Origin of the sequence: Paenarthrobacter sp. NPDC056912 (assembly GCF_042786555.1) — a bacterium.
In the GTDB taxonomy this organism is placed as follows: Bacteria; Actinomycetota; Actinomycetes; order Actinomycetales; family Micrococcaceae; genus Arthrobacter.
The window spans coordinates 107,134-131,212 of sequence record NZ_JBHUCD010000015.1; the positions used below are offsets into that span (position 1 = coordinate 107,134).

At 60.8% G+C, this 24,079-nt stretch carries 30 protein-coding genes; 1 reads left to right on the forward strand and 29 read right to left on the reverse strand.

Features of this window, described 5'->3' with window-relative positions; genetic code table 11:
• Positions 1-119: 119 nt before the first annotated feature.
• The 23 genes from map to rpsJ all read right to left on the reverse strand — a co-directional run bounded on the left by map (position 120) and on the right by rpsJ (position 13,011).
• Complete coding sequence (map, locus tag ACFRJ9_RS16675; protein ID WP_377670115.1) at positions 120-947, reverse strand: type I methionyl aminopeptidase; 828 nt, start codon at positions 945-947, stop codon at positions 120-122.
• Positions 948-1,142: 195 nt separating this feature from the next.
• Positions 1,143-1,712, reverse strand: coding sequence for an adenylate kinase (locus ACFRJ9_RS16680; protein ID WP_377670161.1), 570 nt, complete (start codon positions 1,710-1,712; stop codon positions 1,143-1,145).
• A 5-nt stretch (positions 1,713-1,717) separates the two neighbouring features.
• Positions 1,718-3,028: a preprotein translocase subunit SecY gene (secY, locus tag ACFRJ9_RS16685; protein ID WP_377670117.1), complete on the reverse strand. Its 1,311-nt coding sequence runs from the start codon at positions 3,026-3,028 to the stop codon at positions 1,718-1,720.
• 185 nt (positions 3,029-3,213) lie between these two features.
• On the reverse strand, positions 3,214-3,696 hold the full coding sequence (rplO, locus tag ACFRJ9_RS16690; protein WP_377670119.1) for a 50S ribosomal protein L15: 483 nt from the start codon (positions 3,694-3,696) through the stop codon (positions 3,214-3,216).
• Complete coding sequence (gene rpmD, locus ACFRJ9_RS16695; protein ID WP_011775580.1) at positions 3,696-3,902, reverse strand: 50S ribosomal protein L30; 207 nt, start codon at positions 3,900-3,902, stop codon at positions 3,696-3,698. The genes rplO and rpmD overlap by 1 nt, the downstream gene beginning before the upstream one ends.
• A gap of 2 nt (positions 3,903-3,904) precedes the next feature.
• Positions 3,905-4,576: a 30S ribosomal protein S5 gene (rpsE, locus tag ACFRJ9_RS16700; RefSeq protein ID WP_377670122.1), complete on the reverse strand. Its 672-nt coding sequence runs from the start codon at positions 4,574-4,576 to the stop codon at positions 3,905-3,907.
• 29 nt (positions 4,577-4,605) lie between these two features.
• A complete protein-coding gene (gene rplR / locus ACFRJ9_RS16705) occupies positions 4,606-4,989 on the reverse strand; it encodes a 50S ribosomal protein L18 (protein ID WP_377670125.1) in 384 nt (127 codons plus the stop codon).
• A 3-nt stretch (positions 4,990-4,992) separates the two neighbouring features.
• Entirely contained in the window at positions 4,993-5,529 is a 537-nt protein-coding gene (rplF, locus tag ACFRJ9_RS16710; RefSeq protein WP_377670128.1) for a 50S ribosomal protein L6, read from the reverse strand.
• Between the two features lie 18 nt (positions 5,530-5,547).
• Positions 5,548-5,946, reverse strand: a complete 399-nt coding sequence (gene rpsH, locus ACFRJ9_RS16715; RefSeq protein ID WP_377670130.1) for a 30S ribosomal protein S8 — start codon at positions 5,944-5,946, stop codon at positions 5,548-5,550.
• A 78-nt stretch (positions 5,947-6,024) separates the two neighbouring features.
• A complete protein-coding gene (gene rplE / locus ACFRJ9_RS16720; protein WP_377670133.1) occupies positions 6,025-6,603 on the reverse strand; it encodes a 50S ribosomal protein L5 in 579 nt (192 codons plus the stop codon).
• Positions 6,603-6,962 (reverse strand): 50S ribosomal protein L24, encoded by a 360-nt coding sequence (gene rplX / locus ACFRJ9_RS16725; RefSeq protein ID WP_377670135.1) that lies wholly within the window; start codon positions 6,960-6,962, stop codon positions 6,603-6,605. The genes rplE and rplX overlap by 1 nt, the downstream gene beginning before the upstream one ends.
• Positions 6,963-6,965: 3 nt before the next feature.
• The gene (gene rplN, locus ACFRJ9_RS16730; protein ID WP_003803789.1) at positions 6,966-7,334 is read right to left on the reverse strand and encodes a 50S ribosomal protein L14; all 369 of its coding nucleotides are present in this window, start codon (positions 7,332-7,334) and stop codon (positions 6,966-6,968) included.
• Positions 7,335-7,687: 353 nt separating this feature from the next.
• Positions 7,688-7,984, reverse strand: a complete 297-nt coding sequence (gene rpsQ, locus ACFRJ9_RS16735; RefSeq protein WP_070350367.1) for a 30S ribosomal protein S17 — start codon at positions 7,982-7,984, stop codon at positions 7,688-7,690.
• The gene (gene rpmC, locus ACFRJ9_RS16740; RefSeq protein WP_314323145.1) at positions 7,981-8,301 is read right to left on the reverse strand and encodes a 50S ribosomal protein L29; all 321 of its coding nucleotides are present in this window, start codon (positions 8,299-8,301) and stop codon (positions 7,981-7,983) included. Before rpmC ends, rpsQ begins: the two co-directional genes overlap by 4 nt.
• Before the next feature lie 2 nt (positions 8,302-8,303).
• A complete protein-coding gene (gene rplP, locus ACFRJ9_RS16745; protein WP_003803795.1) occupies positions 8,304-8,720 on the reverse strand; it encodes a 50S ribosomal protein L16 in 417 nt (138 codons plus the stop codon).
• Complete coding sequence (gene rpsC, locus ACFRJ9_RS16750; protein ID WP_364159894.1) at positions 8,721-9,542, reverse strand: 30S ribosomal protein S3; 822 nt, start codon at positions 9,540-9,542, stop codon at positions 8,721-8,723.
• On the reverse strand, positions 9,543-9,908 hold the full coding sequence (gene rplV, locus ACFRJ9_RS16755) for a 50S ribosomal protein L22 (RefSeq protein WP_090817766.1): 366 nt from the start codon (positions 9,906-9,908) through the stop codon (positions 9,543-9,545). It lies immediately after the preceding gene.
• A 39-nt stretch (positions 9,909-9,947) separates the two neighbouring features.
• A complete protein-coding gene (gene rpsS / locus ACFRJ9_RS16760) occupies positions 9,948-10,229 on the reverse strand; it encodes a 30S ribosomal protein S19 (RefSeq protein WP_011775591.1) in 282 nt (93 codons plus the stop codon).
• A gap of 12 nt (positions 10,230-10,241) precedes the next feature.
• Positions 10,242-11,081 (reverse strand): 50S ribosomal protein L2, encoded by an 840-nt coding sequence (rplB, locus tag ACFRJ9_RS16765; protein ID WP_011775592.1) that lies wholly within the window; start codon positions 11,079-11,081, stop codon positions 10,242-10,244.
• A gap of 29 nt (positions 11,082-11,110) precedes the next feature.
• On the reverse strand, positions 11,111-11,416 hold the full coding sequence (rplW, locus tag ACFRJ9_RS16770) for a 50S ribosomal protein L23 (RefSeq protein WP_011775593.1): 306 nt from the start codon (positions 11,414-11,416) through the stop codon (positions 11,111-11,113).
• Positions 11,413-12,030: a 50S ribosomal protein L4 gene (gene rplD, locus ACFRJ9_RS16775; protein ID WP_377670138.1), complete on the reverse strand. Its 618-nt coding sequence runs from the start codon at positions 12,028-12,030 to the stop codon at positions 11,413-11,415. Before rplD ends, rplW begins: the two co-directional genes overlap by 4 nt.
• A gap of 4 nt (positions 12,031-12,034) precedes the next feature.
• The gene (rplC, locus tag ACFRJ9_RS16780; RefSeq protein ID WP_026539807.1) at positions 12,035-12,685 is read right to left on the reverse strand and encodes a 50S ribosomal protein L3; all 651 of its coding nucleotides are present in this window, start codon (positions 12,683-12,685) and stop codon (positions 12,035-12,037) included.
• Positions 12,686-12,702: 17 nt separating this feature from the next.
• Positions 12,703-13,011: a 30S ribosomal protein S10 gene (gene rpsJ / locus ACFRJ9_RS16785; RefSeq protein WP_003803825.1), complete on the reverse strand. Its 309-nt coding sequence runs from the start codon at positions 13,009-13,011 to the stop codon at positions 12,703-12,705.
• A gap of 383 nt (positions 13,012-13,394) precedes the next feature.
• On the opposite strand from rpsJ, the gene ACFRJ9_RS16790 reads away from it, so the two are divergent.
• Positions 13,395-14,828: a GH1 family beta-glucosidase gene (locus tag ACFRJ9_RS16790; RefSeq protein ID WP_377670141.1), complete on the forward strand. Its 1,434-nt coding sequence runs from the start codon at positions 13,395-13,397 to the stop codon at positions 14,826-14,828.
• Positions 14,829-14,884: 56 nt separating this feature from the next.
• Here the strand turns inward: ACFRJ9_RS16790 and ACFRJ9_RS16795 are convergent, their stop codons facing one another.
• From ACFRJ9_RS16795 to rpsL, 6 genes are all read right to left on the reverse strand, one after another.
• On the reverse strand, positions 14,885-15,010 hold the full coding sequence (locus ACFRJ9_RS16795) for a hypothetical protein (RefSeq protein ID WP_377670143.1): 126 nt from the start codon (positions 15,008-15,010) through the stop codon (positions 14,885-14,887).
• 28 nt (positions 15,011-15,038) lie between these two features.
• Complete coding sequence (locus tag ACFRJ9_RS16800; protein WP_377670145.1) at positions 15,039-19,187, reverse strand: hypothetical protein; 4,149 nt, start codon at positions 19,185-19,187, stop codon at positions 15,039-15,041.
• A gap of 155 nt (positions 19,188-19,342) precedes the next feature.
• A complete protein-coding gene (gene tuf / locus ACFRJ9_RS16805) occupies positions 19,343-20,533 on the reverse strand; it encodes an elongation factor Tu (protein WP_377670147.1) in 1,191 nt (396 codons plus the stop codon).
• Positions 20,534-20,764: 231 nt separating this feature from the next.
• A complete protein-coding gene (gene fusA, locus ACFRJ9_RS16810; RefSeq protein ID WP_011775599.1) occupies positions 20,765-22,879 on the reverse strand; it encodes an elongation factor G in 2,115 nt (704 codons plus the stop codon).
• A gap of 69 nt (positions 22,880-22,948) precedes the next feature.
• A complete protein-coding gene (gene rpsG, locus ACFRJ9_RS16815; RefSeq protein ID WP_003803829.1) occupies positions 22,949-23,419 on the reverse strand; it encodes a 30S ribosomal protein S7 in 471 nt (156 codons plus the stop codon).
• A gap of 1 nt (position 23,420) precedes the next feature.
• Positions 23,421-23,795 (reverse strand): 30S ribosomal protein S12, encoded by a 375-nt coding sequence (rpsL, locus tag ACFRJ9_RS16820; RefSeq protein WP_009358312.1) that lies wholly within the window; start codon positions 23,793-23,795, stop codon positions 23,421-23,423.
• Between the last annotated feature and the right edge of the window lie 284 nt (positions 23,796-24,079).

A 24,079-nucleotide genomic window follows, 5' to 3' on the forward strand; every position in this document is an offset into this window, starting at 1 on the left:
GGGTGGGGGTTTTGTTTTTTTTATAACCTCCCCCCCCAACCCCATCTGTCATTCAAAACCCCTTTTCCAAAAAATCCGGGGGGGGTCTAATCCCGCCCCCCCGCGCTTCTTCGCAGGTGTTACGGGATCGGGACAGGCACGACGCCGAGCGGCACCAACTGCGCGGCGCCTCCGTCAGGTGCTGAGAGCACCCAGATGCCCTTCTCGTGAACAGCCACCGAATGCTCCCACTGACAGGAACGCTTGCTGTCTGTGGTGACCACGGTCCAGTCGTCGTCCAAAGTGGCCGTCTCGATGCCGCCACGCACCAGCATGGGCTCGATGGCGAGGCACAGGCCCGGGCGGATCTTGGGACCACGGTGGTTGGTCCGGTAGTTCAGCACGTCAGGGGCCATGTGCATCTCAGAACCAATGCCATGGCCAACATAGTCCTCAAGGATTCCCAACGGCTTACCGGGGACAGAGGACACGTAGTCATCCACCGCGTTGCCGATGTCTCCTACGAATTTGCCGCGGGCCAAGGCCGCGATGCCGCGCCACATTGCGGCTTCGGTGACGTCGGACAAGCGCTGGTCTTCGGGATCGGCTGTGCCGACGATGACCGTCCGCGCCGAATCCGAGTGCCACCCGTCCACGATGCAGCCACCGTCGATGGAGATGATGTCGCCATCCTTCAGAACCCGTCCGCCGGGAATGCCGTGGACAACTTCCTCGTTGACCGATGTGCAAATGGTGGCCGGGAACCCGTGATAGCCGAGGAAGTTCGACTTCGCTCCGGCCTCGTTGAGGACTGCGGCGAACACGTCGTCCAGGTCCTTGGTGGTGACTCCGGCCTTGGCCGCAGCAACGGCAGCGTCAAGAGCTCGGCTAAGGACAAGTCCGGCCTCGTGCATCTTGCGCATCTGCTGGTTGCTCTTGTATTCAATGCGGGGCTGACCGAACGCCATGTTCTCCTCTGGATGGTTTTGCTGGTGGAGCCGATCAGGCCCCGTGCTCCAACCATTTTCCCGCATCCGGCAACATGGTCGAAATTGGCTCGGTTTCCGGCCTTTGCGGCGTTGGAGCGATGGGACAGGCGGCTCCAACAAAAAAGGTGGGCCCGCGGGCCCACCTTTCCTGATACCTGGACGCGTTGTGTCGCGTTAAACGGCCTTGGCCGACTCGATCGCCGTGAGGACACGGTCGGTAACTTCGTCGATACCGCCGATGCCGTCAACCTGCGTGAGGATGCCACGCTCGGCGTACTTGGCAACGACTGCCTCGGTCTGCTCGTGGTAGAGATCCAGGCGGTGGCGGATGACTGTCTCGTTGTCATCCGAACGGCCGGTTTCCTTGGCACGCCCGAGGAGGCGTGAGACCAGTTCTTCGTCGTCAGCGGTCAGCTGGAGCACGACGTCGAGCTCCTGCTGGCCCTCAGCGAGGATCTGGTCGAGGTAGTCGACCTGCGCGGTGGTGCGCGGGTAGCCATCCAGGAGGAAGCCGTTCTCGACGTCGCTCTGGCTCAGGCGGTCGCGAACCATATCGTTCGTGACGCTGTCCGGAACGAAGTCGCCGGCGTCCATGTACTTCTTGGCTTCAATGCCCAAAGGGGTTTCGCCCTTTACGTTGGCACGGAAGATGTCGCCTGTGGAGATGGCGACTACGCCGAGGCGCTCGGAAATCCGCTCAGCCTGCGTACCCTTGCCCGAACCGGGAGGTCCAATGATCAGCATTCTCGTCATCGCAAAAGCCCTTCGTAGTGACGTTGTTGTAGCTGCGCATCAATCTGCTTGACGGTTTCCAGGCCGACACCCACCATGATCAGGATTGACGTGCCACCGAACGGGAAGTTCTGGTTGGCGTTGATCAGGACGAGTGCAACCAGCGGAATCAACGCCACGAAGCCCAGATAGAGGGCTCCAGGCAAGGTGATCCTGGAAAGCACGTACTGCAGGTAGTCCGCGGTCGGTTTACCCGCCCGGATGCCCGGAATAAACCCGCCGTACTTCTTCATGTTGTCCGACACTTCTTCAGGGTTGAAGGTGATGGCCACGTAGAAGTACGTGAAGAACACGATCATGGCAAAGTAGAGCGCCATGTAGATGGGGTGGTCGCCACGGGTGAGGTTGTTGTTGATCCACTCAACCCACGGCGCAATCGGCTCCCCTGCCTTCGGCTGATTGAACTGCGAAATCAGGCCGGGCAAGTACAGCATGGAGGAAGCGAAGATGACGGGCACAACGCCGGCCATGTTCACCTTGATGGGGATGTAGGTGCTGGTACCCCCCACGGTCCGGCGCCCGATCATGCGCTTTGCGTACTGCACGGGGACACGGCGCTGTGACTGCTCCACGAAGACCACCAAGGCCACCGTGAGCAAACCAATGGCCAAGACAATGAAGAACGTTCCCGGACCCTTGGATTCCCAGATGGAACCCAGCGAGCGGGGGAAGCCTGCAGCGATGGAGGTGAAGATCAGCAGCGACATGCCATTGCCCACACCCTTTTCGGTGACGAGCTCGCCCATCCACATGATGAGGCCGGTACCGGCCGTCAGGGTGATGATGATGAGGATCGTGGTGATGATGCTGTCATCGGGGATGATCGGCAGGTTACAGCCCGGCAGCAACTGACCGGAACGGGCCAGCGATACCAGCGTCGTGGCGTTCAAGAGGCCCAACGCGATGGTGAGGTACCGGGTGTACTGCGTCAACTTTGACTGACCCGAAGAACCCTCTTCGTAGAGCTGCTGGAACCGGGGAATGACCACCCGGAGAAGCTGCACGATGATGCTCGCCGTGATGTAGGGCATGATGCCCAAGGCAAAGATCGAGACCTGCAGCAACGCGCCGCCGCTGAACAAGTTAACCAGCTGGTAGATGCCCTGCGAGGTGTCACCGGTGTTCAAGCATTGCTGGACATTCTGGTAGTTCACACCAGGCGAGGGGATGAAGGCTCCCAAGCGGAAGATTGTGATGATTCCCAGCGTGAACAACAACTTGCGTCGCAAATCAGGCGTCCGAAACGCCCGGCCGAATGCGCTTAGCAAGCGTCCTCCTGAGTAGAAAGTACAAGGATGTGGATGGGCTCAATGAAACCCAACAACCGAGTCTAGCTGCTTGTGACGTCGTCGTAATAATCGAGAGTCCACTTTCACGCAAAAAATCCCGGCATACAGGGCCGAAGCCCCGCATACCGGGATTCTTTTACAACGGGCAGGAGCCCCACAGACTCTTAGAGAGCAGTGGTGGTTCCGCCGGCTGCGGCAATCTTTTCCGAAGCGCTGGAAGAGAAAGCGTGGGCGGTGACGTCAACCTTGACGGTGATGTCGCCGGTGCCAAGCACCTTCACGGGCTGGTTCTTGCGAACGGCACCCTTTTCAACCAGTGACTCGACGGTGACGGCGCCACCTTCCGGGAACAGCTCGTTGAGCTTCTCCAGGTTTACAACCTGGAACTCAACCCGGAACGGGTTCTTGAAGCCACGCAGCTTCGGCAGGCGCATGTGCAGCGGCAGCTGGCCGCCGGCAAAGCCAGCCTTTACCTGGTAGCGGGCCTTCGTACCCTTGGTACCGCGACCAGCGGTCTTACCCTTGGAGCCTTCACCACGACCAACACGGGTCTTGGCGGTCTTGGCACCCGGGGCGGGACGCAGGTGGTGGACCTTCAGAGCGTTCTGCTTCTCAGCAGTCTCTGTGGCGGTCTTGTTCTCTGCCATTACTTCGCCTCCTCTACATTCACGAGGTGCGGAACCGTGTTCAGCATGCCCACGGTCACGGCGTCAGCGTTACGGACAACAGTGTGTCCGATGCGCTTCAGGCCGAGGGACCGAAGGGTGGCCTTCTGGTTCTGCTTGGCGCCAATGACGCCCTTGATCTGGGTGATCTCCAACTTGGCGTCGGAGGGAGTCAGGTTCTTAGCCATGACTAAACACCTGCCTTCTGGTTCTGGAGCGCGCGCACCAGAGCAGCAGGAGCAACCTCATCCAGCGGCAAGCCACGGCGGGCAGCCACGGAAGCGGGCTCTTCGAGCTGCTTCAGAGCGGCAACGGTCGCGTGAACGATGTTGATCGCGTTGGAAGAACCGAGCGACTTGGAGAGGATGTCGTGGATACCCACGCACTCCAATACCGCGCGGACCGGACCACCGGCGATAACACCGGTACCAGCGGAAGCCGGACGCAGCAGGACAACGCCTGCAGCAGCCTCACCCTGCACACGGTGCGGGATGGTGCTGCCAACGCGGGGAACGCGGAAGAAGGACTTCTTAGCCTCTTCAACGCCCTTTGCGATAGCAGCGGGAACTTCCTTGGCCTTGCCGTAGCCAACGCCAACCATGCCGTTGCCGTCGCCGACGACGACGAGAGCGGTGAAGCTGAAGCGACGACCACCCTTGACGACCTTGGCAACGCGGTTGATGGTTACAACGCGCTCTACGAACTGGCTCTTCTCGGCTTCACGACCGCCGTCGCGGCCACCACGGCCACCACGGTCGCCGCGGCCCTGGCCACGCTCGCCGCGCTCGCCACGACGTCCGCCGCGGCGGTCGTCTGCAGCGGGTGCGGTCTCAGTTGCTTCAGCAGCTACAGCTTCAGTCACCTGAATGTCCTTTTCGTTATTTTCAACGGTCACAGTGCCAGCCCACCTTCGCGTGCGCCGTCAGCGACAGCGGCGATGCGGCCGTGGTACTTGTTACCGCCACGGTCGAAGACAACAGCTTCGATGCCGGCAGCCTTGGCGCGCTCGGCTACGAGCTCGCCAACGCGCTTGGCCTTGGCAGTCTTGTCGCCGTCGAATGCCCGAAGGTCAGCTTCCAGGGTGGAAGCCGAAGCCACGGTTACGCCCTTGCCGTCATCGACGACCTGAACGAATACGTGGCGTGCCGAGCGGTTGACGACCAGACGAGGACGTACAGCCGTACCGGTGATGCGCTTGCGGATACGAAGCTGGCGACGGCTGCGTGCAGCAGACTTGCTCTTGTTCGTACGCTTCTTGTTAATTGCGATGGCCATGGTTTACTTACCAGCCTTTCCGACCTTGCGGCGGATGACTTCGCCGGCGTAACGGACACCCTTGCCCTTGTAGGGGTCAGGCTTGCGCAGCTTGCGAATGTTGGCAGCAACCTCGCCGACCTGCTGCTTGTTGATACCCGCAACAGAGAGCTTGGTCGGACCCTCTACTACGAAGGTGATGCCTTCGGGTGCAGAGACGTTGACCGGGTGGCTGTAGCCCAGAGCGAACTCCAGGTCAGAACCCTTGGCCTGAACGCGGTAACCAGTACCGACGATTTCAAGCTTCTTCTCGTAGCCCTCGGTAACGCCCTGGATCATGTTGGCGATCAGGGTGCGGGTCAGGCCGTGCAGCGAACGCGAGTTGCGCTCGTCGTTCGGGCGGGTGACCGTGAGAGTGTTCTCTTCCAGGGAAACCTCGATCGGGCTGGCCACAGTGTGGCTCAGCTCGCCTTTGGAACCCTTGACGTTGATGACGGAGCCATCGACCTTGACCTCAACTCCGGCAGGAACGGTGATGGGGAGACGTCCAATACGTGACATTATTCTCTTCCTTTCCCGTTACCAGACGTACGCGAGGACTTCGCCGCCCACGCCCTTCTTGCCGGCCTGCTTGTCAGTCAGGAGGCCGGAAGAGGTGGACAGGATTGCGATACCCAGGCCACCCAGCACGTGAGGCAGGTTAGTGGACTTCGCGTAAACGCGGAGGCCGGGCTTGGAGATGCGGCGGACGCCAGCGATGGAACGCTCGCGGTTGGGACCGAACTTCAGGTCGAGAGTCAGCTTCTTGCCAACCTCGGCGTCTTCTTCCTTCCAGCCGGCAATGTAGCCTTCTGCCTTCAGGATGTCAGCAACGCGTGCCTTCAACTTGCTGTACGGCATGGTCACGGTGTCGTGGTATGCCGAGTTTGCATTGCGCAGACGCGTGAGCATGTCTGCGACAGGATCTGTCATAGTCATTTGGGCTATAGCCCTTCCTCGTACCGGTTTCCGCTGCGCACGCTCTTACGAGCCTGCGCGGCCGGACCTGTCACGTAGTTAGTTTTCGGTCTTGAACGGGAAACCAAGCGCCTTGAGCAGCGCGCGGCCTTCGTCGTCGGTCTTGGCGGTGGTGACGACCGTGATGTCCATACCGCGAACGCGGTCGATGGAGTCCTGGTCGATTTCGTGGAACATAACCTGCTCGGTCAGACCGAAGGTGTAGTTGCCGTTGCCATCGAACTGCTTGCCGTTGAGGCCGCGGAAGTCACGGATACGCGGCAGAGCCAGCGAAACCAGACGATCCACGAATTCCCACATGCGGTCTCCACGCAGAGTTGCGTGTGCACCGATCGGCATGCCTTCGCGCAGCTTGAACTGGGCGATCGACTTGCGGGCCTTGGTTACCTGCGGCTTCTGGCCGGTGATCAGGGTGAGGTCGCGGACAGCGCCGTCGATCAGCTTGGAGTCCTTTGCGGCATCTCCAACACCCATGTTCACAACAACCTTCACCAGGCGGGGAACCTGGTTCACGTTCGCGTAGCTGAATTCGTCCTGCAAAGAGGCCTTGATGGTCTCTGCGTACTTCGTCTTCAGACGAGGAACGATCTTTACTGGAGTCTCGAGAGTCTCAGTCATTAGATGTCCTTCCCGGTGGCCTTGGACACGCGGATACGAACGGTCTTGGTAGCCCCGTCCCTCTCAACGGTGTCGAGACGGAAACCAACACGGGTCGGCTTCTTGGTCGACGGATCCACCAAAGCAACGTTGGAAACGTGGATCGGGGCCTCAACGACCTCAATGCCACCGGTCTTGGTGCCGCGCTGCGACTGACCGACCTTGGTGTGCTTGGTGACGCGGTTGATTCCCTCTACCAGCACGCGGTTGGTATCGGTGAATACGCGCAGGACCTTGCCCTGCTTGCCGCGGTCGCCGCCGCGTTCCTGCTTGGCGCCAGTGATGACCTGAACGAGGTCACCCTTCTTGATCTTAGCCATGGACTAAAGCACCTCCGGGGCCAGCGAAACGATCTTCATGAACTTCTTGTCGCGAAGTTCACGACCAACCGGGCCGAAGATACGGGTACCGCGGGGGTCACCGTCGTTCTTCAGGATCACAGCTGCGTTTTCGTCAAACTTGATGTAGGAACCATCCGCACGGCGGCGTTCCTTCTTGGTACGGACGATGACCGCCTTGACGACGTCGCCCTTCTTTACGTTTCCGCCGGGAATAGCGTCCTTGACGGTAGCGACGATGACGTCGCCAATGCCTGCGTAGCGACGACCGGATCCACCGAGAACGCGAATGGTAAGGATTTCCTTAGCACCCGTGTTGTCGGCGACCTTGAGTCGCGACTCCTGCTGAATCAATTTTTACTCCTTGCGTCGCGCCGGTTCTCAGACCGAAATCATGCATACGGAATGAGCCTTGCGGAACGGTTGATCGGGGTGTCTCTTGACCCGCCTGGATTTTGCCAGAACAGGCCTAAACGCCCGTGCCACAAGCATCAGCTTCCCTTGCAGAAAACTCTGCGCGGGGCAGTATGCAGCGGCACGATTGTTTACGAGGTATTTGACGACGCACAAACGGCGCCATACAAACTCAATATCCTAGCACGTTTATGGCCTGGAGCCGAAACGGCGGGGAACGCGGAAAGGTCCGCACTCCCTAGGGAATGCGGACCTTTCCAGTGAATCACTGCCAGGCGGACCCGGCGTTGGATTTACTTGGCCTTTTCGAGGATCTCTACCAGACGCCACCGCTTGGTAGCGGACAGCGGGCGGGTCTCGGCGATAAGAACGAGGTCGCCGATGCCGGCGGTGTTCTCTTCGTCGTGAGCCTTGATCTTCGAGGTGCGGCGAATAACCTTGCCGTACAGAGCGTGCTTCACGCGGTCTTCAACCTGAACAACGATGGTTTTTTCCATCTTGTCAGAGACAACGTAGCCGCGACGCGTCTTACGGTAACCGCGCTGTTCAGCGCTGGCTGCTGCTTCCGTCACAGTTTCCTTCTCGCTCACTTGGCGTCCTCTCCAGCTTCAACCTCGGCCTTATCAGCCTTGGCAGCCTTCTTGGACTTCTTTTCTTCCTTGGCTTCCACAACCGGTGCGGCAACCTCGGCACGAATGCCCAGCTCGCGCTCACGGAGAACGGTGTAGATGCGTGCGATGTCCTTCTTTACCGCGCGCAGGCGACCGTGGTTCTCCAGCTGTCCGGTGGCGGACTGGAAACGCAGGTTGAACAGCTCTTCCTTGGACTTGCGGAGTTCTTCAACGAGACGCTCGTTGTCGAAACCGTCCAGCTGTGCGGGTGCGAGATCCTTCGACCCTACTGCCATTTCTATTCACCACCTTCGCGACGCACAATGCGTGCCTTCAACGGGAGCTTGTGGATTGCCAGGCGCAGGGCCTCGCGAGCTACCTCTTCATTGACACCGGAGAGTTCAAAGAGAACCCGGCCCGGCTTGACGTTTGCGACCCACCATTCCGGAGAACCCTTACCGGAACCCATGCGGGTTTCGGCAGGCTTCTTCGTCAGCGGACGGTCCGGGTAGATGTTGATCCAGACCTTGCCGCCACGCTTGATGTGGCGGGTCATCGCGATACGAGCGGACTCGATCTGACGGTTGGTTACGTATGCCGGGCTCAGTGCCTGGATACCGTACTCACCGAAGCTGACCTTGGTGCCGCCCGTAGCAGCGCCGGAACGACCCGGGTGGTGCTGCTTACGGTGCTTGACTCGACGTGGGATAAGCATTTAAGCCTGTCCTCCTTCTGCTGCCGGAGCAGCAGCTTCAGCGGCCGGTGCTTCAACGGCAGCGGGTGCTGCCTCAGCTGCCGGACGGTCGTTACGACGACGGCGGTCGCCACCCGGGCGGCCCGGACGGTCTCCAGCGCGGCCACGGGACGGAGCAGCAGCTGCCTGCTGAGCCAGTTCCTTGGCGGTTACGTCACCCTTGTAGATCCACACCTTTACGCCGATACGGCCGAAGGTGGTCTTGGCTTCGTAGAAGCCGTAGTCGATGTTCGCACGGAGGGTGTGCAGGGGCACACGGCCTTCGCGGTAGAACTCCGAGCGGGACATTTCTGCGCCACCCAGACGACCCGAGCAAGCAACACGGATGCCCTTGGCACCCGCACGCTGTGCGGACTGCATTGCCTTCTTCATCGCACGGCGGAAAGCCACGCGGGAAGTCAACTGCTCAGCGATGCCCTGGGCAACAAGCTGTGCTTCCATCTCGGGGTTCTTGACCTCGAGGATGTTCAGCTGAACCTGCTTGCCGGTGAGCTTTTCGAGCTCGCCACGGATGCGGTCTGCCTCGGCGCCGCGGCGGCCGATGACGATGCCCGGACGTGCCGTGTGGATGTCCACGCGGACACGGTCACGGGTACGCTCGATTTCGACCTTGGCGATGCCGGCGCGCTCCATGCCGGTGGACATGAGCTGACGGATCTTGATGTCCTCGCGGACGAAATCCTTGTAGCGCTGTCCCGGCTTGTTGCTGTCAGCAAACCAGTGCGAAACGTGGTCGGTGGTGATGCCGAGTCGGAACCCGTGCGGGTTTACTTTCTGTCCCACTTAGCGAGCCTCCTCTTTCTCCGGGGTTGCGACGACCACGGTGATGTGGCTGGTCCGCTTCCTAATGCGGTAGGCGCGGCCCTGGGCACGCGGCTGGAACCGCTTCATGGTCGGGCCTTCATCAACGAATGCTTCGCTGATGAACAGGTCGCTGTCGTCGAATGCAACGCCGTCACGGTCCGCGAGGACACGTGCGTTGGCCATTGCCGACTGAAGTACCTTGAATACCGGCTCCGAAGCTGCCTGGGGGGCAAACTTCAGAATTGCCAGAGCCTCATTCGCTTGCTTACCACGAACAAGGTTGACGACGCGCCGGGCCTTCATAGGCGTTACGCGGATGTGACGCGCAATAGCCTTGGCTTCCATTGCTTTCCTTCTCTCGTCTAAGACGTAAGGTCAGGCGCCTTAGCGGCGCTTGCCCTTACGGTCGTCCTTAACATGGCCGCGGAATGTCCGCGTGGGAGCGAATTCGCCGAGCTTGTGCCCGACCATCGACTCAGTGACAAACACCGGAATGTGCTTGCGTCCGTCGTGTACGGCGATCGTGTGCCCGAGCATGTCGGGGATGATCATCGAACGGCGGGACCAGGTCTTGATGACGTTCTTGGTGCCCTTATCGTTTTCCCGTGCGACCTTTACAAAGAGGTGCTGGTCAACGAAAGGACCTTTTTTCAGGCTGCGTGGCATGTCTCCAGGCTCCTATCGCTTGTTCTTGCCAGTACGGCGGCGACGAACAATAAGCTTGTCGCTCTCTTTGTTCGGACGGCGGGTACGGCCCTCGGGCTTGCCGTTCGGGTTAACCGGGTGACGTCCACCGGAAGTCTTACCTTCACCACCACCGTGCGGGTGGTCAACCGGGTTCATGGCTACACCACGGACAGTCGGGCGAACGCCCTTCCAGCGCATACGGCCGGCCTTGCCCCAGTTGATGTTCGACTGCTCGGCGTTGCCGACCTCGCCGACGGTTGCGCGGCAGCGCACGTCAACGTTGCGGATTTCACCGGAGGGCAGACGCAGCTGGGCGAAACGGCCTTCCTTGGCGACGAGCTGTACCGAAGCACCTGCGGAACGGGCCATCTTGGCGCCGCCACCCGGACGCAGTTCAACTGCGTGGATAACGGTACCAACCGGGATGTTGCGCAGCGGCAGGTTGTTGCCCGGCTTGATGTCAGCGTCAGGACCAGCCTCGACGAAGTCACCCTGGGACAGCTTGTTCGGGGCGATGATGTAACGCTTGGTGCCATCAACGTAGTGCAGGAGTGCGATGCGAGCCGTGCGGTTCGGGTCGTACTCGATTTCGGCAACGCGGGCATTGATGCCATCTTTGTCGTGACGACGGAAGTCGATCAGACGGTACTGGCGCTTGTGCCCACCACCCTTGTGACGGGTGGTGATCTTACCGGAGTTGTTACGGCCGCCAGTCTTGTGCAGCGGACGCAGCAACGACTTTTCCGGAGTCGATCGCGTGATTTCAGCAAAGTCGGCTACGCTCGAGCCGCGACGGCCCGGGGTAGTCGGCTTGTATTTACGGATTCCCATAATTTATTTCCTCGTTAAAGTGGTCTCCGCTACGCGAGCGGACCGCCGAAGATGTCGATTGTGCCTTCTTTGAGGGTGACAATTGCACGCTTGGTGCTCTTGCGCTGTCCCCAGCCGAATTTGGTGCGCTTGCGCTTACCGGCACGGTTGATGGTGTTGATCGAGTCAACCTTGACCGAGAAGATCTTCTCAACGGCCAATTTGATCTCGGTCTTGTTCGAGCGAGGGTCCACCAGGAAGGTGTACTTGCCTTCGTCGATCAGACCGTAGCTCTTTTCCGAAACGACGGGTGCAAGCACGACGTCGCGCGGGTCCTTGATGGTGGTTACGCTCACTTGGAGGCCTCCTCGTTCTTTGCCTTGTCAGCGACGAACGCCTCGAAAGCAGCCTTGGTGAAGACCACGTCGTCGGAGACCAGCACGTCGTAGGTGTTCAACTGATCTGCGTACAGAACGTGAACATCCTGGAGGTTGCGCACGGACAGTGCAGCAACATCGTTGGCGCGCTCGATTACGACGAGCAGGTTCTTGCGCTCGGTAACGCCGCGCAGCGAAGCCAGTGCATCCTTGGCGGACGGCTTGGTGCCGGCTACCAGTTCAGCAATGACGTGGATGCGGCCGTTGCGGGCGCGGTCAGAGAGGGCACCGCGCAGGGCAGCAGCCTTCATCTTCTTGGGGGTGCGCTGGCTGTAGTCACGAGGGGTCGGACCGTGGACAACGCCACCGCCGGTCATGTGAGGAGCACGGATGGAACCCTGACGGGCGCGGCCGGTACCCTTCTGCTTGAACGGCTTGCGACCTGCACCGGAAACCTCGGCGCGGGTCTTCGTCTTGTGGGTACCCTGGCGTGCAGCAGCGAGCTGTGCGACGACGACCTGGTGCAGCAGCGGCACGTTGGTCTGGACGTCGAAGATCTCTGCAGGCAGGTCTACCTTGACAGTGCTAGTCATCTAACTAGGCTCCCTTCACGGCGGTGCGTACGAGTACGACCTGGCCGCGGGCACCGGGGACGGCACCCTTGATAAGGAGCAGCGACTTCTCAACGTCAACAGCGTGAACCGTGAGGTTCAGCGTGGTGTGACGCTCGGCGCCCATGCGGCCGGCCATTTTCAGGCCCTTGAAGACGCGGCTCGGGGTGGATGCGCCACCGATGGAGCCAGGCTTACGGTGGTTCTTGTGGGCACCGTGGGAAGCGCCAACGCCGTGGAAGCCGTGACGCTTCATAACACCGGCAAAGCCCTTACCCTTGGAGGTGCCGACGACGTCGATCTTCTGGCCGGCTTCGAAGATCTCAACAGAGAGCTCCTGGCCCAGCTCGTAGGATGCGGCGTCTGCGGTACGCAGTTCGACGACGTGGCGACGAGGAGTGACCCCAGCCTTTTCAAAGTGACCAGCCAGCGGCTTGGTGACCTTGCGGGGGTCGATCTGGCCGTAGCCGATCTGGACGGCGACGTAGCCATCTACCTCTGCGTTGCGCAGCTGGGTGATGACGTTGGAGTCAGCCTGGACGACAGTTACCGGGATGAGCTTGTTGTTCTCGTCCCAGACCTGGGTCATGCCGAGCTTCGTGCCCAACAGGCCCTTTACGTTACGGGTTGCGGTCATAGTCTCTCAGCACCTCCCTAGAGCTTGATTTCGATGTTCACGTCTGCAGGCAGATCGAGACGCATAAGCGAATCAACAGCCTTCGGCGTGGGGTCGATGATGTCGATCAGACGCTTGTGAGTACGCATTTCGAAGTGCTCACGGCTGTCCTTGTACTTGTGCGGAGAGCGAATAACGCAGTACACGTTCTTCTCCGTCGGCAGCGGCACGGGGCCGACTACCGTTGCGCCTGCGCGCGTGACCGTCTCAACGATCTTCCGCGCTGAAACATCAATGACCTCGTGGTCATATGACTTCAGCCGGATGCGGATTTTTTGTCCCGCCATGTCGCCTGACTCTCTTTCAGCTAGTGCTGCTCTAGTTAGGGCTGCTCTGTTTACTTACCTGTTGATGTGGCCGCCGAAGCGTTTGAGGTTTTACCACCACACGCCGCACAAGCTGAATCCGGAATATTCCGGGTTCCTCAACCTGCCGGCGCACCGACCCCCGCGGTCGGGCGTGTCGCGATTTCCACGCAAACTCGACCGCAATCTTGGGGTTCAGGGTTATGTTTGGGCTTCAGCCTGGACCCTGACACCCGGCATTATCCGGATCGGGACACGAAGAAGCGCTTGAACAACTCATCCAGTATGGCTGAATTATGGGACAAAGGCCAATCGGGGCCCAAGGCACCATTGCCGGGCCGCTTGTGGCTGTGGATGATAGGGGCATGACCGTCCAGGATACGGGCTCCGTGGAAGACCTCGCCGCACGGCTGCGCGAAGGATTCACGCTGGGCGTTGCGGCGGCCGCCTTCCAGATCGAAGGGTCCCTGACTGCCGACGGGCGGGGGCCGTCGGGGTGGGACGCTTTCGCGGAAAAGCCCGGATCAATCGTCGACGGCGGTTCGCCCACCATAGCGTGCGACCATTACAACCGCTCTGATGAAGACATTGCCCTGATGCAGGAGCTCGGCGTCGATTCCTACCGCTTCTCGCTGTCCTGGCCGCGGATCCAACCCGGCGGGAAGGGGGCGGTGAACCAACGCGGGCTGGACTTCTACGACCGCCTGATCGACAAGCTCCTGGCTGCAGGCATCTCCCCCATGGCCACGTTGTTCCATTGGGATACACCGCTGGAACTTGAGCACGCCGGCGGGTGGATGAATCGGGACACGGCGGAGTACTTTGCCGCCTATTGCGCGGCCGCCGCAGAGCGATTCGGAGACCGCGTGGAGCGATGGGTCACGTTGAACGAACCGGTTTCGGTCACTCTCCAGGGGTACGCCTTGGGCGTCCATGCTCCCGGCCGGCAATTGTTGTTCAACGCCCTGCCGGCCGCCCACCACCAGCTCCTGGGCCATGGCTTGGCGGTGCAGGCACTCCGTGGCGCCGGCGTGAGGGGCGAGATCGGGATCTCCAATATGCACTCCCCCGTTCGACCTGCCACAAACAGCCTGTCCGACCGCCTGATGACCCAGGCCTTCGACCACATCCTCAACCGCATATATGCGGACGCTGTCCTGCTGGGCCAGTACCCCAAGCCTCCTTTGCCCTTGCGGCCCTGGTTCCGGTCACTTGGCACAATCGAGGACGGAGACATGGAGACCATCTGCCAGCCGCTGGATTTCTACGGACTCAACTACTACTACCCCGTGAAGGTCGCTGCAGGCCGGGGTCCGGCTGAAATCCCCACCGGAACATCCGCGGAGATGACCAAGGTCCCCTTTCACCTGGCCGCTTTCCAGGAGTACGAAACCACAGGGTTCGGCTGGCCCGTGGCCCCTGAACATTTGGCACTGCTGCTGCGGGAGATGAAGGACCGTTATGGGCAGGCACTCCCCCCGGTGTACATCACTGAGGGTGGAGCGAGCTTTCCCGAACCGCCCCACGTAACCGGAGCGCTCCAGGACACCAATCGCATCACGTATCTGGCAGAGCATCTGGGTCAAGCGCTGACTGCCACGGGGCCGGGCGGGATAGCGGAAGATGTGGATCTCCGCGGGTACTACGTCTGGACCCTTATGGATAACTTCGAATGGGCAGCAGGCTACTCACAGCGCTTCGGTTTGGTCCACGTCGACTTCGAGACTTTGGAAAGAACCCCCAAGGACTCGTTCTATTGGCTCCGGGCGCTGGGGCGGGCGCGCCGGCACCGTATGTAGCCTACTTGGGTTAAGTAACCAGCCGGGTGATCGCACCCGGGTCGGGTGTGGAGCTGCTAGTTGCTCTTGTTGGCCCGATTGATGCGCTTGGCGCGGTCAATCTCCTTCCGGAAGTGCTTGCGTCCCCAAAGCACGCCGCCGCCGATCGCGGCTATGACTGCCAGGAAAATCAGGAATTCCATGGTGTACTCCTTTCCGTAGAATGCAACATTATCGGATTCCACCGCGGCTCCGGGCCGTTGTCGGATTCTCGCCATCGGGATCCTGATCGAGCAATTCCGCGCCGCCGGGCGGGGGAGACTTGCGGTTCAAACGCCACACGGCCAAGACGATCAGCGCCAAGGCAACCAAAGCCAACATAGCAAAGGCGTAGGACCGCAGAGCCCACATGACGCTCAGCGCGACTCCTACGGCGCCCCACCCCACGAGAACCCGTTCCGCGAGGAGCAGGCCCACCACGATCAACAGCACGTGCCCTACCAGAACATACAGGTGCTCTGATGAGGTGCCGCCAAAAATCGTGCCCAAGGAAGTCAGGGAAAGGACACCAGCAGCGACACAGAGCCGCAGCAAGCCCGCCGCTTTCTGGCCGCCGATATAGCGCAAGCCTGCTATGACGGTGCCGGCCGCCACATACCACTGCGCGGCCCAGAACCAATCCGGCGCCGATCCATCAACAAACAGCAGCGCCCGTTGAAGCGCAGCCAAGGAAGCCACCGCTGCCAGTTCCCCTGCCAGCCATTTGCCGACGGGAACCTCGACCACCGCCATCACTCCGGCCGCGACTACCAACAGGGCCCCGACAAATGCCGTCTGGTCGTTCCCCAAACCCACAAGAGCTGAGGCTGTCAACGCAACGGCAGCAGTCGCAGTCAATGAGTTCTTCCGCCATAGCTCAGCAGCGATGGCCGGCACCCCTAGCAACTTAACGGTGTAGAGGGCCAGTCCCGTACCCACGCCACCCACAAGCCATACGGCAAAGGCAGCCCATACGCCCTCCGGCAGCGTGTCCAACAAACCGTCGGCTATGGGGATGGCTCCTGCCAGCACAGCGGGCGCGGCCCCGGCATAGAACGCCGGCATCCGCTCGAAGTGGGATGCGGCAAACAGCACTGCCGCCAGCACCAGTAAGCCAAGCCCTGTCATGGAGGATGAGACGTCCACCGCGAGCACTCCGCCAGCCACAGTGAAGACCACGGCCGAAATGAACCAGAACCACCGATCAATGACGTTCATGGCCGGGCCGCTCATGGTCTTTCGGGCCCCGGACACCGCCCGCAAGCAAATCGCTGCCAACGCACATGACAGGAGGGCAACCGGCACCTGGAATTCGTCCAACAGGGGGCGTGAAAGCCACGTAGCGGTCGGGAAAACCAACGCCGGACCGGCAGCCACCACACCAGCCGTTAGTGCTGCAACGCCGATGTACTGTGCGCCGCGGACACGCAGGGACCGCCACGCCATCGCAGCGGCGACCGTGGCTCCAACCAACTCAAGGATGATCACCCACCGACCACCGTCGTCGTAGTTTCCGGTGAGTCCGTAGGCAAGGGGCAGCAGGAGCTGGGCGGCCAGCGTTGCCCAGACCGTGGCTTGCTCGAAGGCCGCTTCGACGCCCCGGCGACGAACCAGCAGCGTGGCAATATGTTGGAGCATGAGCACCATCGCCGCAGCGATGGATACCGCACTTGCCGAGTCAGTAGCGTCCGCGACGACCAGGATGGCCAACGCCGAGATGAGAACCCGCATCCCCAGCAGGTAGCCACCACGGGCCAGACGTTCACGAACAACGCCCACCATGACACCGCTGTATACCGCGAAGATGCCCAGCAGGATCTCTACGTCACGGACATTCCCCGCCCGCAGAGCCAAGAGGAGCACCAAAGCGGCAGGGGCGAATACCCAGGCAGCCCGGTGGCGGCGGAAAACGACGCCACTGACGGTGGCACCCACGGCCGTCATCAATGCTGCAAGACCCGGCTGCCATCCGTCCCGCTGCAGATGTTCCTCCATCACGCTGGTAACGGTCAGGAACGTGGTCGCGGCAGCCATCACGGCAACTACAACCGAGGCATCGATCATGGCGGACCGCGGGTACCGGCGCCGGCTAGTGGCCAGCATCGGCAGGACTAGTTGCGTAGCCGCCGCTGCAACCACCACGAGGGCAGTCGATGGAATCTCTCCGGCCAAGCGGAAAGCCACGCCGCCGTTCGCCGCGTCCACCCAGGCGGATGCGGCGAGCATTGTGCCGGAAGCGCGGGCAAGCCACCAGTAGCACTGCCGATGGAAGGACACTGGGATACGCAGGGCAGTCAATGAGAAGTACCCGGCAGCCACCGCCAGCACCACGTTGAACAACATGAGCGAAACAGTCGCAGCAGCAACCACTCCGGTTACGGCTGCTGTTGCGGGCACAAGGAATTCAGCCAGGGTGGGTCGCCACCCAGCAGGATCTGATGCCGTTCGTCGGGTCGCCGGGAACATCAAAATGCCTGAAGCTACGCCGGCCGACAGGACTAGAAGCACAGAGGCAGCGACTGCCGGGTGTCCGGCGGCGTCATCCAGTACCGGCAGGATGGAGAGCCCCGCAATCGCTGCACCGCCAAACGCGGCCAGCGACGCCTGCGGGGCAAGAAGCCGGACTCCCCCGCGGACCAACGCCGCATTCACCACTTGCTGCACACCTGCAGCTGCAACGAGCGCCACCAAGGAGTAGGTAGCCCTGTCCGGACTTTCCTCAAGGGCACTGGCAACAATTGCCGGTACCGCAAGAGTCAAGGCAAGCCGCCCAGCGAGGACCAGCTGCTGGCGGTAGTCCCCCGGTTGAACGGCGGCACGTAGGAACCAGTACAAGCCGGCCGAGGTGAGCAGCACGGAAATCGGCACCATCCCCAGCAGGCCAGCAAAGGGAATACCCACAACCAGCACCGCTGCGGGCGCGAACTCAGTGCCGTGCGCCAACTTCCAACCCACGGCCATGGCGGTAAGCATCGTGATGCCAAGCGGCGCGTATTCGGGCACATCGAAGGAGCCAACACCCAGCATCACGGTCAGGACGGCAGCTACCACCAGCTGCAATCCCAAACAGGAAACGGCATCGTTCCACCACAGTCCCGGGGTCAGCTTCCTTCCTCCGAACGCCACGCCCAGTGCTTGAACGCCTAGGCACGCCACGGCAGCGAGCATCACTGTACTGACATCCGCGGAGACGTCCCACACCACGCCCAGTATTGCCAAGGTAATAGCGGCCCGGGCCCCGTAGTAGTGCTGGACTTTGTACATCGTGCCCGGGACAAAGGCCATCACGGCAAAATAGCTTCCACACATGAACATGACCATGGCGTACTCCCCGCGCGACAGGAAGGCCGGCGTCAGGGTCACCGCCAGCGCCACCGCTGGCACCACATAGGGGTGCAGAACCATCAGGGGGCGGATGTAAAGTGACGGCAACCAACGGGGACGAATCAACGCTCCAAGTGTCAAAAGGATGGCAACCCCGATCAGTGCCGTGAAGTACCAGACCAAGGCACCACCCAGGATGGACACCCCGGACCACGCCGTAGAGACAACGAAACTGAGGGACAGGAAAGCCAACATCCTGTTGTCCAGTCGCAAAGCCGTGTAGATGTAAGCAATCGAGCCGAGCAATGAGGTAACCAGCCAGGCTGCCGGAGCGTCGTTGAGTACAAAGTTGTACATGGCCAACCCGGTCACGGGAATCAGCGCCAGGCCCGTACCAACAAAGGCCACAGCGGCAGGACGCAATCGCGGCACCCGGGCGTGGATGATCAAGCCGGAAACATAGAACAAGGCCGTGATAAACCAAATCCCCAGGAACCGGAAGAGGCCAGGAAGGCTCGTACCCACAAACAGCGCGCCAGCGGCCACCAGCAGGAGGCTGGCTACATAGAGCGTGATGTTGATGTTCTGTTGGTCCCGTTTCTCCTTCCGCGCCGCCAGCTCCTCTGGTGTTTCACGCCGGATAGGTGGCTGCTGGATGGGCTGCTGCTGGCTACGGGCGGCAGGAGATTGCAGTCGAACAGGTTGTTGGCGAGCAGCCGCGGGCATGGCCGTTGGAGCGGGCAATCGCACCGGTGATTGAAGGTACGTGGGCGCCTGCCGTTGGGGTATCACTGCCATGGCCGGCTCAACCGGCATGGTCCTCCCCTGCCGTTTTGCCTCCGCGTCCCGCCAACCCGCCACGTGCCCGGCGAGATAACCGGCTTGATACGCGTCGGCTGCGCCCGTCCGCTCACGCGTTGGCCCCCGCGAAGCCACAGAGCGGCCCCTGGACACACCGACTGCATAGCTGACGGCCGCGGAGATAGCGAGGAGCATCAGGACTAGCAGTGCATTCATTGCGGCTCCTTGGTAGCACCGGACACAGAGTTTCCCGGCATTAATCCATTCGATTGACTAATGATAGCAAAGAAGAACCCCACCGCCGAAGCGATGGGGTTCCCCTATGGATAACTACCAGCAGAGCCGGAAGATCACCGATCTACAAGTAGAAACTACTTGATGATGCTGGTGACACGTCCCGAACCAACGGTGCGGCCGCCTTCGCGGATAGCGAAGCCGAGGCCCTCTTCCATAGCGATCGGCTGGATGAGCGCAACGGTCATCTCAGTGTTGTCGCCAGGCATAACCATTTCCGTGCCTTCCGGCAGGGTGATAACGCCGGTTACGTCCGTGGTACGGAAGTAGAACTGCGGGCGGTAGTTCGAGTAGAACGGGTTGTGACGTCCGCCTTCATCCTTGGACAGGATGTAGACGTTGGCCTCGAAGTCGGTGTGCGGGGTGATGGAACCCGGCTTGACGACAACCTGGCCACGCTCGACATCGTCGCGCTTCAGACCGCGGAGCAGGAGGCCACAGTTCTCGCCGGCCCATGCTTCGTCGAGCTGCTTGTGGAACATCTCGATACCGGTAACCGTGGTCTTCTGGACCGGGCGGATGCCAACGATCTCGACCTCGGAGTTGATAGCGAGCGTGCCACGCTCGGCGCGGCCCGTAACAACGGTGCCACGGCCAGTGATCGTGAAGACGTCTTCGATCGGCATCAGGAACGGCTTGTCGCGGTCACGTACGGGGTCCGGAACGGACTCGTCGACTGCTGCCATGAGGTCCTGGACGGACTTGACCCAAACCGGGTCGCCTTCCAGAGCCTTGAGACCGGAAACGCGAACAACCGGAGCCTCATCGCCATCGAAGCCCTGCGAGCTCAGGAGCTCACGAACTTCCATTTCGACGAGGTCGAGGAGCTCTTCGTCATCAACCATGTCCGACTTGTTCAGAGCGACCAGCAGGTAGGGAACACCAACCTGGCGGGCGAGCAGAACGTGCTCGCGGGTCTGAGCCATCGGGCCGTCGGTAGCAGCAACCACGAGGATTGCGCCGTCCATCTGTGCAGCACCGGTGATCATGTTCTTGATGTAGTCAGCGTGACCGGGAGCGTCTACGTGTGCGTAGTGACGCTTCTCGGTCTGGTACTCCACGTGGGAGATGTTGATCGTAATACCGCGCTGGCGCTCTTCCGGAGCAGAGTCGATCGACGCGAAGTCGCGCTGCTCGTTGATGTCCGGGTACTGGTCGTACAGCACCTTGGAAATGGCGGCAGTCAGCGTCGTCTTACCGTGGTCAACGTGACCAATGGTGCCGATGTTGACGTGCGGCTTAGTCCGCTCGAACTTTGCCTTTGCCACAGGTTCCTCCTAGAACGATTTCAAGTGAAGTGCTCCTCGGCCGCGCTTTTCGCGGCAGAAACTTTAGCAAGTCTACTTGGGGGCTTGGTTTTGGTGAAATTGCAGATTCAGGAACCAATCTTAGTTCCTAGAGCCTGTTCGCGCATGGGCCGGGCCGCGGCTCTCGCCGCAACCCCGCCTCACACGCTTAGATGCCTTCCCGGGACCGGAATTGCATCCGTTACCGGGAGATTACTCGCCGCGGGTTTTCTGGATGATCTCGTCGGCAACTGCCTTCGGGACCTCCGCGTAGCTGTTGAACGTCATGGAGTACACAGCGCGACCCTGGGTCTTGGAACGCAGGTCACCAATGTAGCCGAACATGCCGGACAGCGGAACGTGTGCACGGATAACCTTGACGCCTGCTGCGTCCTCCATGGACTGCATCTGGCCACGGCGGGCGTTCAGGTCACCAATAACATCACCCATGTATTCCTCAGGTGTGCGGACCTCAACATCCATCAGCGGTTCAAGCAGTACAGGGTTCGCCTTGCGTGCAGCTTCCTTGAAAGCCATACGACCGGCGATCTTGAACGCCATTTCCGAGGAGTCAACATCGTGGGACGCGCCGTCAATCAGCGTGGCCTTGATGCCAACAACCGGGTAACCGGCCAGGACGCCGTCGTTAAGCGCATCCTGGATACCGGCGTCAACCGACGGGATGTACTCGCGGGGAACACGGCCACCAGTGACCTTGTTCTCGAACGCGTACAGCTCGCCTGAAGCGGTGTCCATGGGCTCGATCGCGATCTGGATCTTTGCGAACTGACCCGAACCACCGGTCTGCTTCTTGTGCGTGTAATCAAGACGCTCAACAGCGCGCTTGATGGTTTCGCGGTAAGCAACCTGCGGCTTGCCAACGTTTGCCTCGACCTTGAATTCGCGGCGCATGCGGTCCACCAGGATGTCCAGGTGGAGCTCGCCCATGCCGGCGATGATGGTCTGGCCGGTGTCTTCGTTGAGGGAGACCTGGAAGGTCGGGTCCTCAGCGGAGAGCTTCTGGATAGCCGTGGAGAGCTTCTCCTGGTCACCCTTGGTGTTCGGCTCGATGGCAACCGAGATCACGGGCTCCGGGAAGCTCATGGACTCGAGGACGATCTGGTTGTTTGCATCACACAGGGTGTCGCCCGTGGTGGTGTCTTTCAGACCGATAGCTGCGTAGATGTGGCCGGCGGTAGCGCCCTCAACGGGCATTTCCTTGTTGGCGTGCATCTGGAACAGCTTGCCGATGCGTTCCTTCTTGCCCTTGGTGGAGTTGACCACCTGGGCGCCGGCTTCGACGTGACCGGAGTACACGCGGACGAAGGTCAGCTGACCGAAGAACGGGTGCGCGGCAATCTTGAAGGCGAGGGCCGAGAACGGCTCGTCTGCAGACGGCTTGCGGGTGAGTTCCTTCTCTTCGTCGCGGGGATCGTGACCGATCATCGGCGGGACGTCGAGCGGGTTCGGCAGGAAGTCAACAACGGCATCAAGCATCGGCTGTACGCCGCGGTTCTTGAATGCAGAACCACAGAACACCGGGTAGAGCTCGGAGTTGATGGTCATCTTGCGGATGCCGGCCTTGATTTCCTCAAGGGTGAGTTCTTCACCTTCGAGGTACTTCTCCATAAGCTCTTCGGAAGCTTCGGCCACAGTCTCAACGAGCTGTGCACGGTACTCTTCAGCCTTGGCCTGGAGGTCCGCCGGAATTTCCTGCACTTCGTAGGAGGCGCCCATAGTGACGTCACCCTTAGCGTCGCCAGGCCAAACCAGGGCACGCATTTCGAGGAGGTCAACCACGCCGATGAAGTCGTTCTCAGCACCGATAGGCAGCTGCATGACCAGCGGCTTGGCGCCGAGGCGGCTGATGATGGTGTCAACGGTGAAGTAGAAGTCAGCGCCGAGCTTGTCCATCTTGTTGACGAAGCAGATGCGGGGCACGTTGTACTTGTCAGCCTGGCGCCAAACAGTCTCGGACTGCGGCTCCACGCCTTCCTTGCCGTCGAACACCGCAACTGCACCGTCGAGGACGCGCAAGGAGCGCTCAACCTCAACCGTGAAGTCCACGTGGCCCGGGGTGTCAATGATGTTGATCTGGTTCTTGTCCCAGAAGCAAGTCACGGCGGCAGACGTGATGGTGATGCCGCGTTCCTTTTCCTGTTCCATCCAGTCGGTCGTCGAAGCGCCGTCGTGCGTTTCGCCGATCTTGTGGTTCACACCCGTGTAGAACAGGATGCGCTCGGTAGTGGTGGTCTTGCCGGCATCGATGTGGGCCATGATGCCGATATTGCGGACCTTGTTAAGGTCGGTAAGCACGTCCTGTGCCACGGGGTCTCCCTTTCGGATGGACTACACGTTCGCCGCCGGCTCATTGAGCCGGCGGCGTCCGGAAAGTTTTTACCAGCGGTAGTGTGCGAAGGCCTTGTTGGACTCGGCCATCTTGTGGGTGTCTTCGCGACGCTTCACAGCGGCACCAAGACCATTGGAGGCATCCAGGATTTCGTTCTGGAGGCGCTCGGTCATGGTCTTCTCGCGGCGGGCCTTGGAGTAGCCCACGAGCCAACGCAGAGCGAGGGCGGTGGAGCGACCCGGCTTGACCTCAACCGGAACCTGGTACGTGGCGCCACCAACGCGGCGTGAACGAACCTCGAGGGAAGGCTTGACGTTGTCCATGGCCTTCTTGAGTGCGGCAACGGGGTCGCCGCCGGACTTGGCACGTGCACCTTCGAGGGCACCGTAAACGATGCGCTCTGCGGTGGACTTCTTGCCGTCAACCAGGACCTTGTTGATCAGCTGCGTGACCAACGGGGAGCCGTAAACGGGATCTGAAACGAGCGGCCGCTTCGGGGCCGGACCCTTGCGAGGCATATTACTTCTTCTCCATCTTTGCGCCGTAGCGGCTGCGGGCCTGCTTGCGGTTCTTGACACCCTGGGTGTCAAGTGCGCCGCGGACGATCTTGTAGCGGACACCCGGAAGGTCCTTCACACGACCACCACGGACGAGCACGATGGAGTGCTCCTGGAGGTTGTGGCCAACGCCGGGGATGTAAGCGGTAACTTCAACGCCACCGTTGAGGCGCACACGTGCCACCTTACGCAGAGCCGAGTTCGGCTTCTTGGGGGTGGTGGTGTAAACGCGGGTGCAAACACCGCGGCGCATCGGGCTGCCCTTCAGCGCGGGAGCCTTGGTCTTGGAGACCTTCGGCGTGCGGCCCTTGCGGACCAGCTGGTTAATCGTAGGCACTTTCGTGTTCTCCGTTGTTTGATCTCTGCCCCCACACACGTGCGTCAGCATGTGTGAACGTGGGAACTTTGGCGTTGCTCATGCGGCCGGCCGAAACATCCGGTAGGCGTGCAAAAGTGCGGCATTCGTTGCGCATGTTGCCCGCAACCCGGAAACAGGCTCCACCCAGCATCATGAGAACAAAACCAAAATGATGCTGCGGCGGCCTTCATCCACTGCCACACAGAACAATTACCAAAAGTCTAGCACGGCTTGATCTGCCGCCTTAATCGGGTGTATGGGAG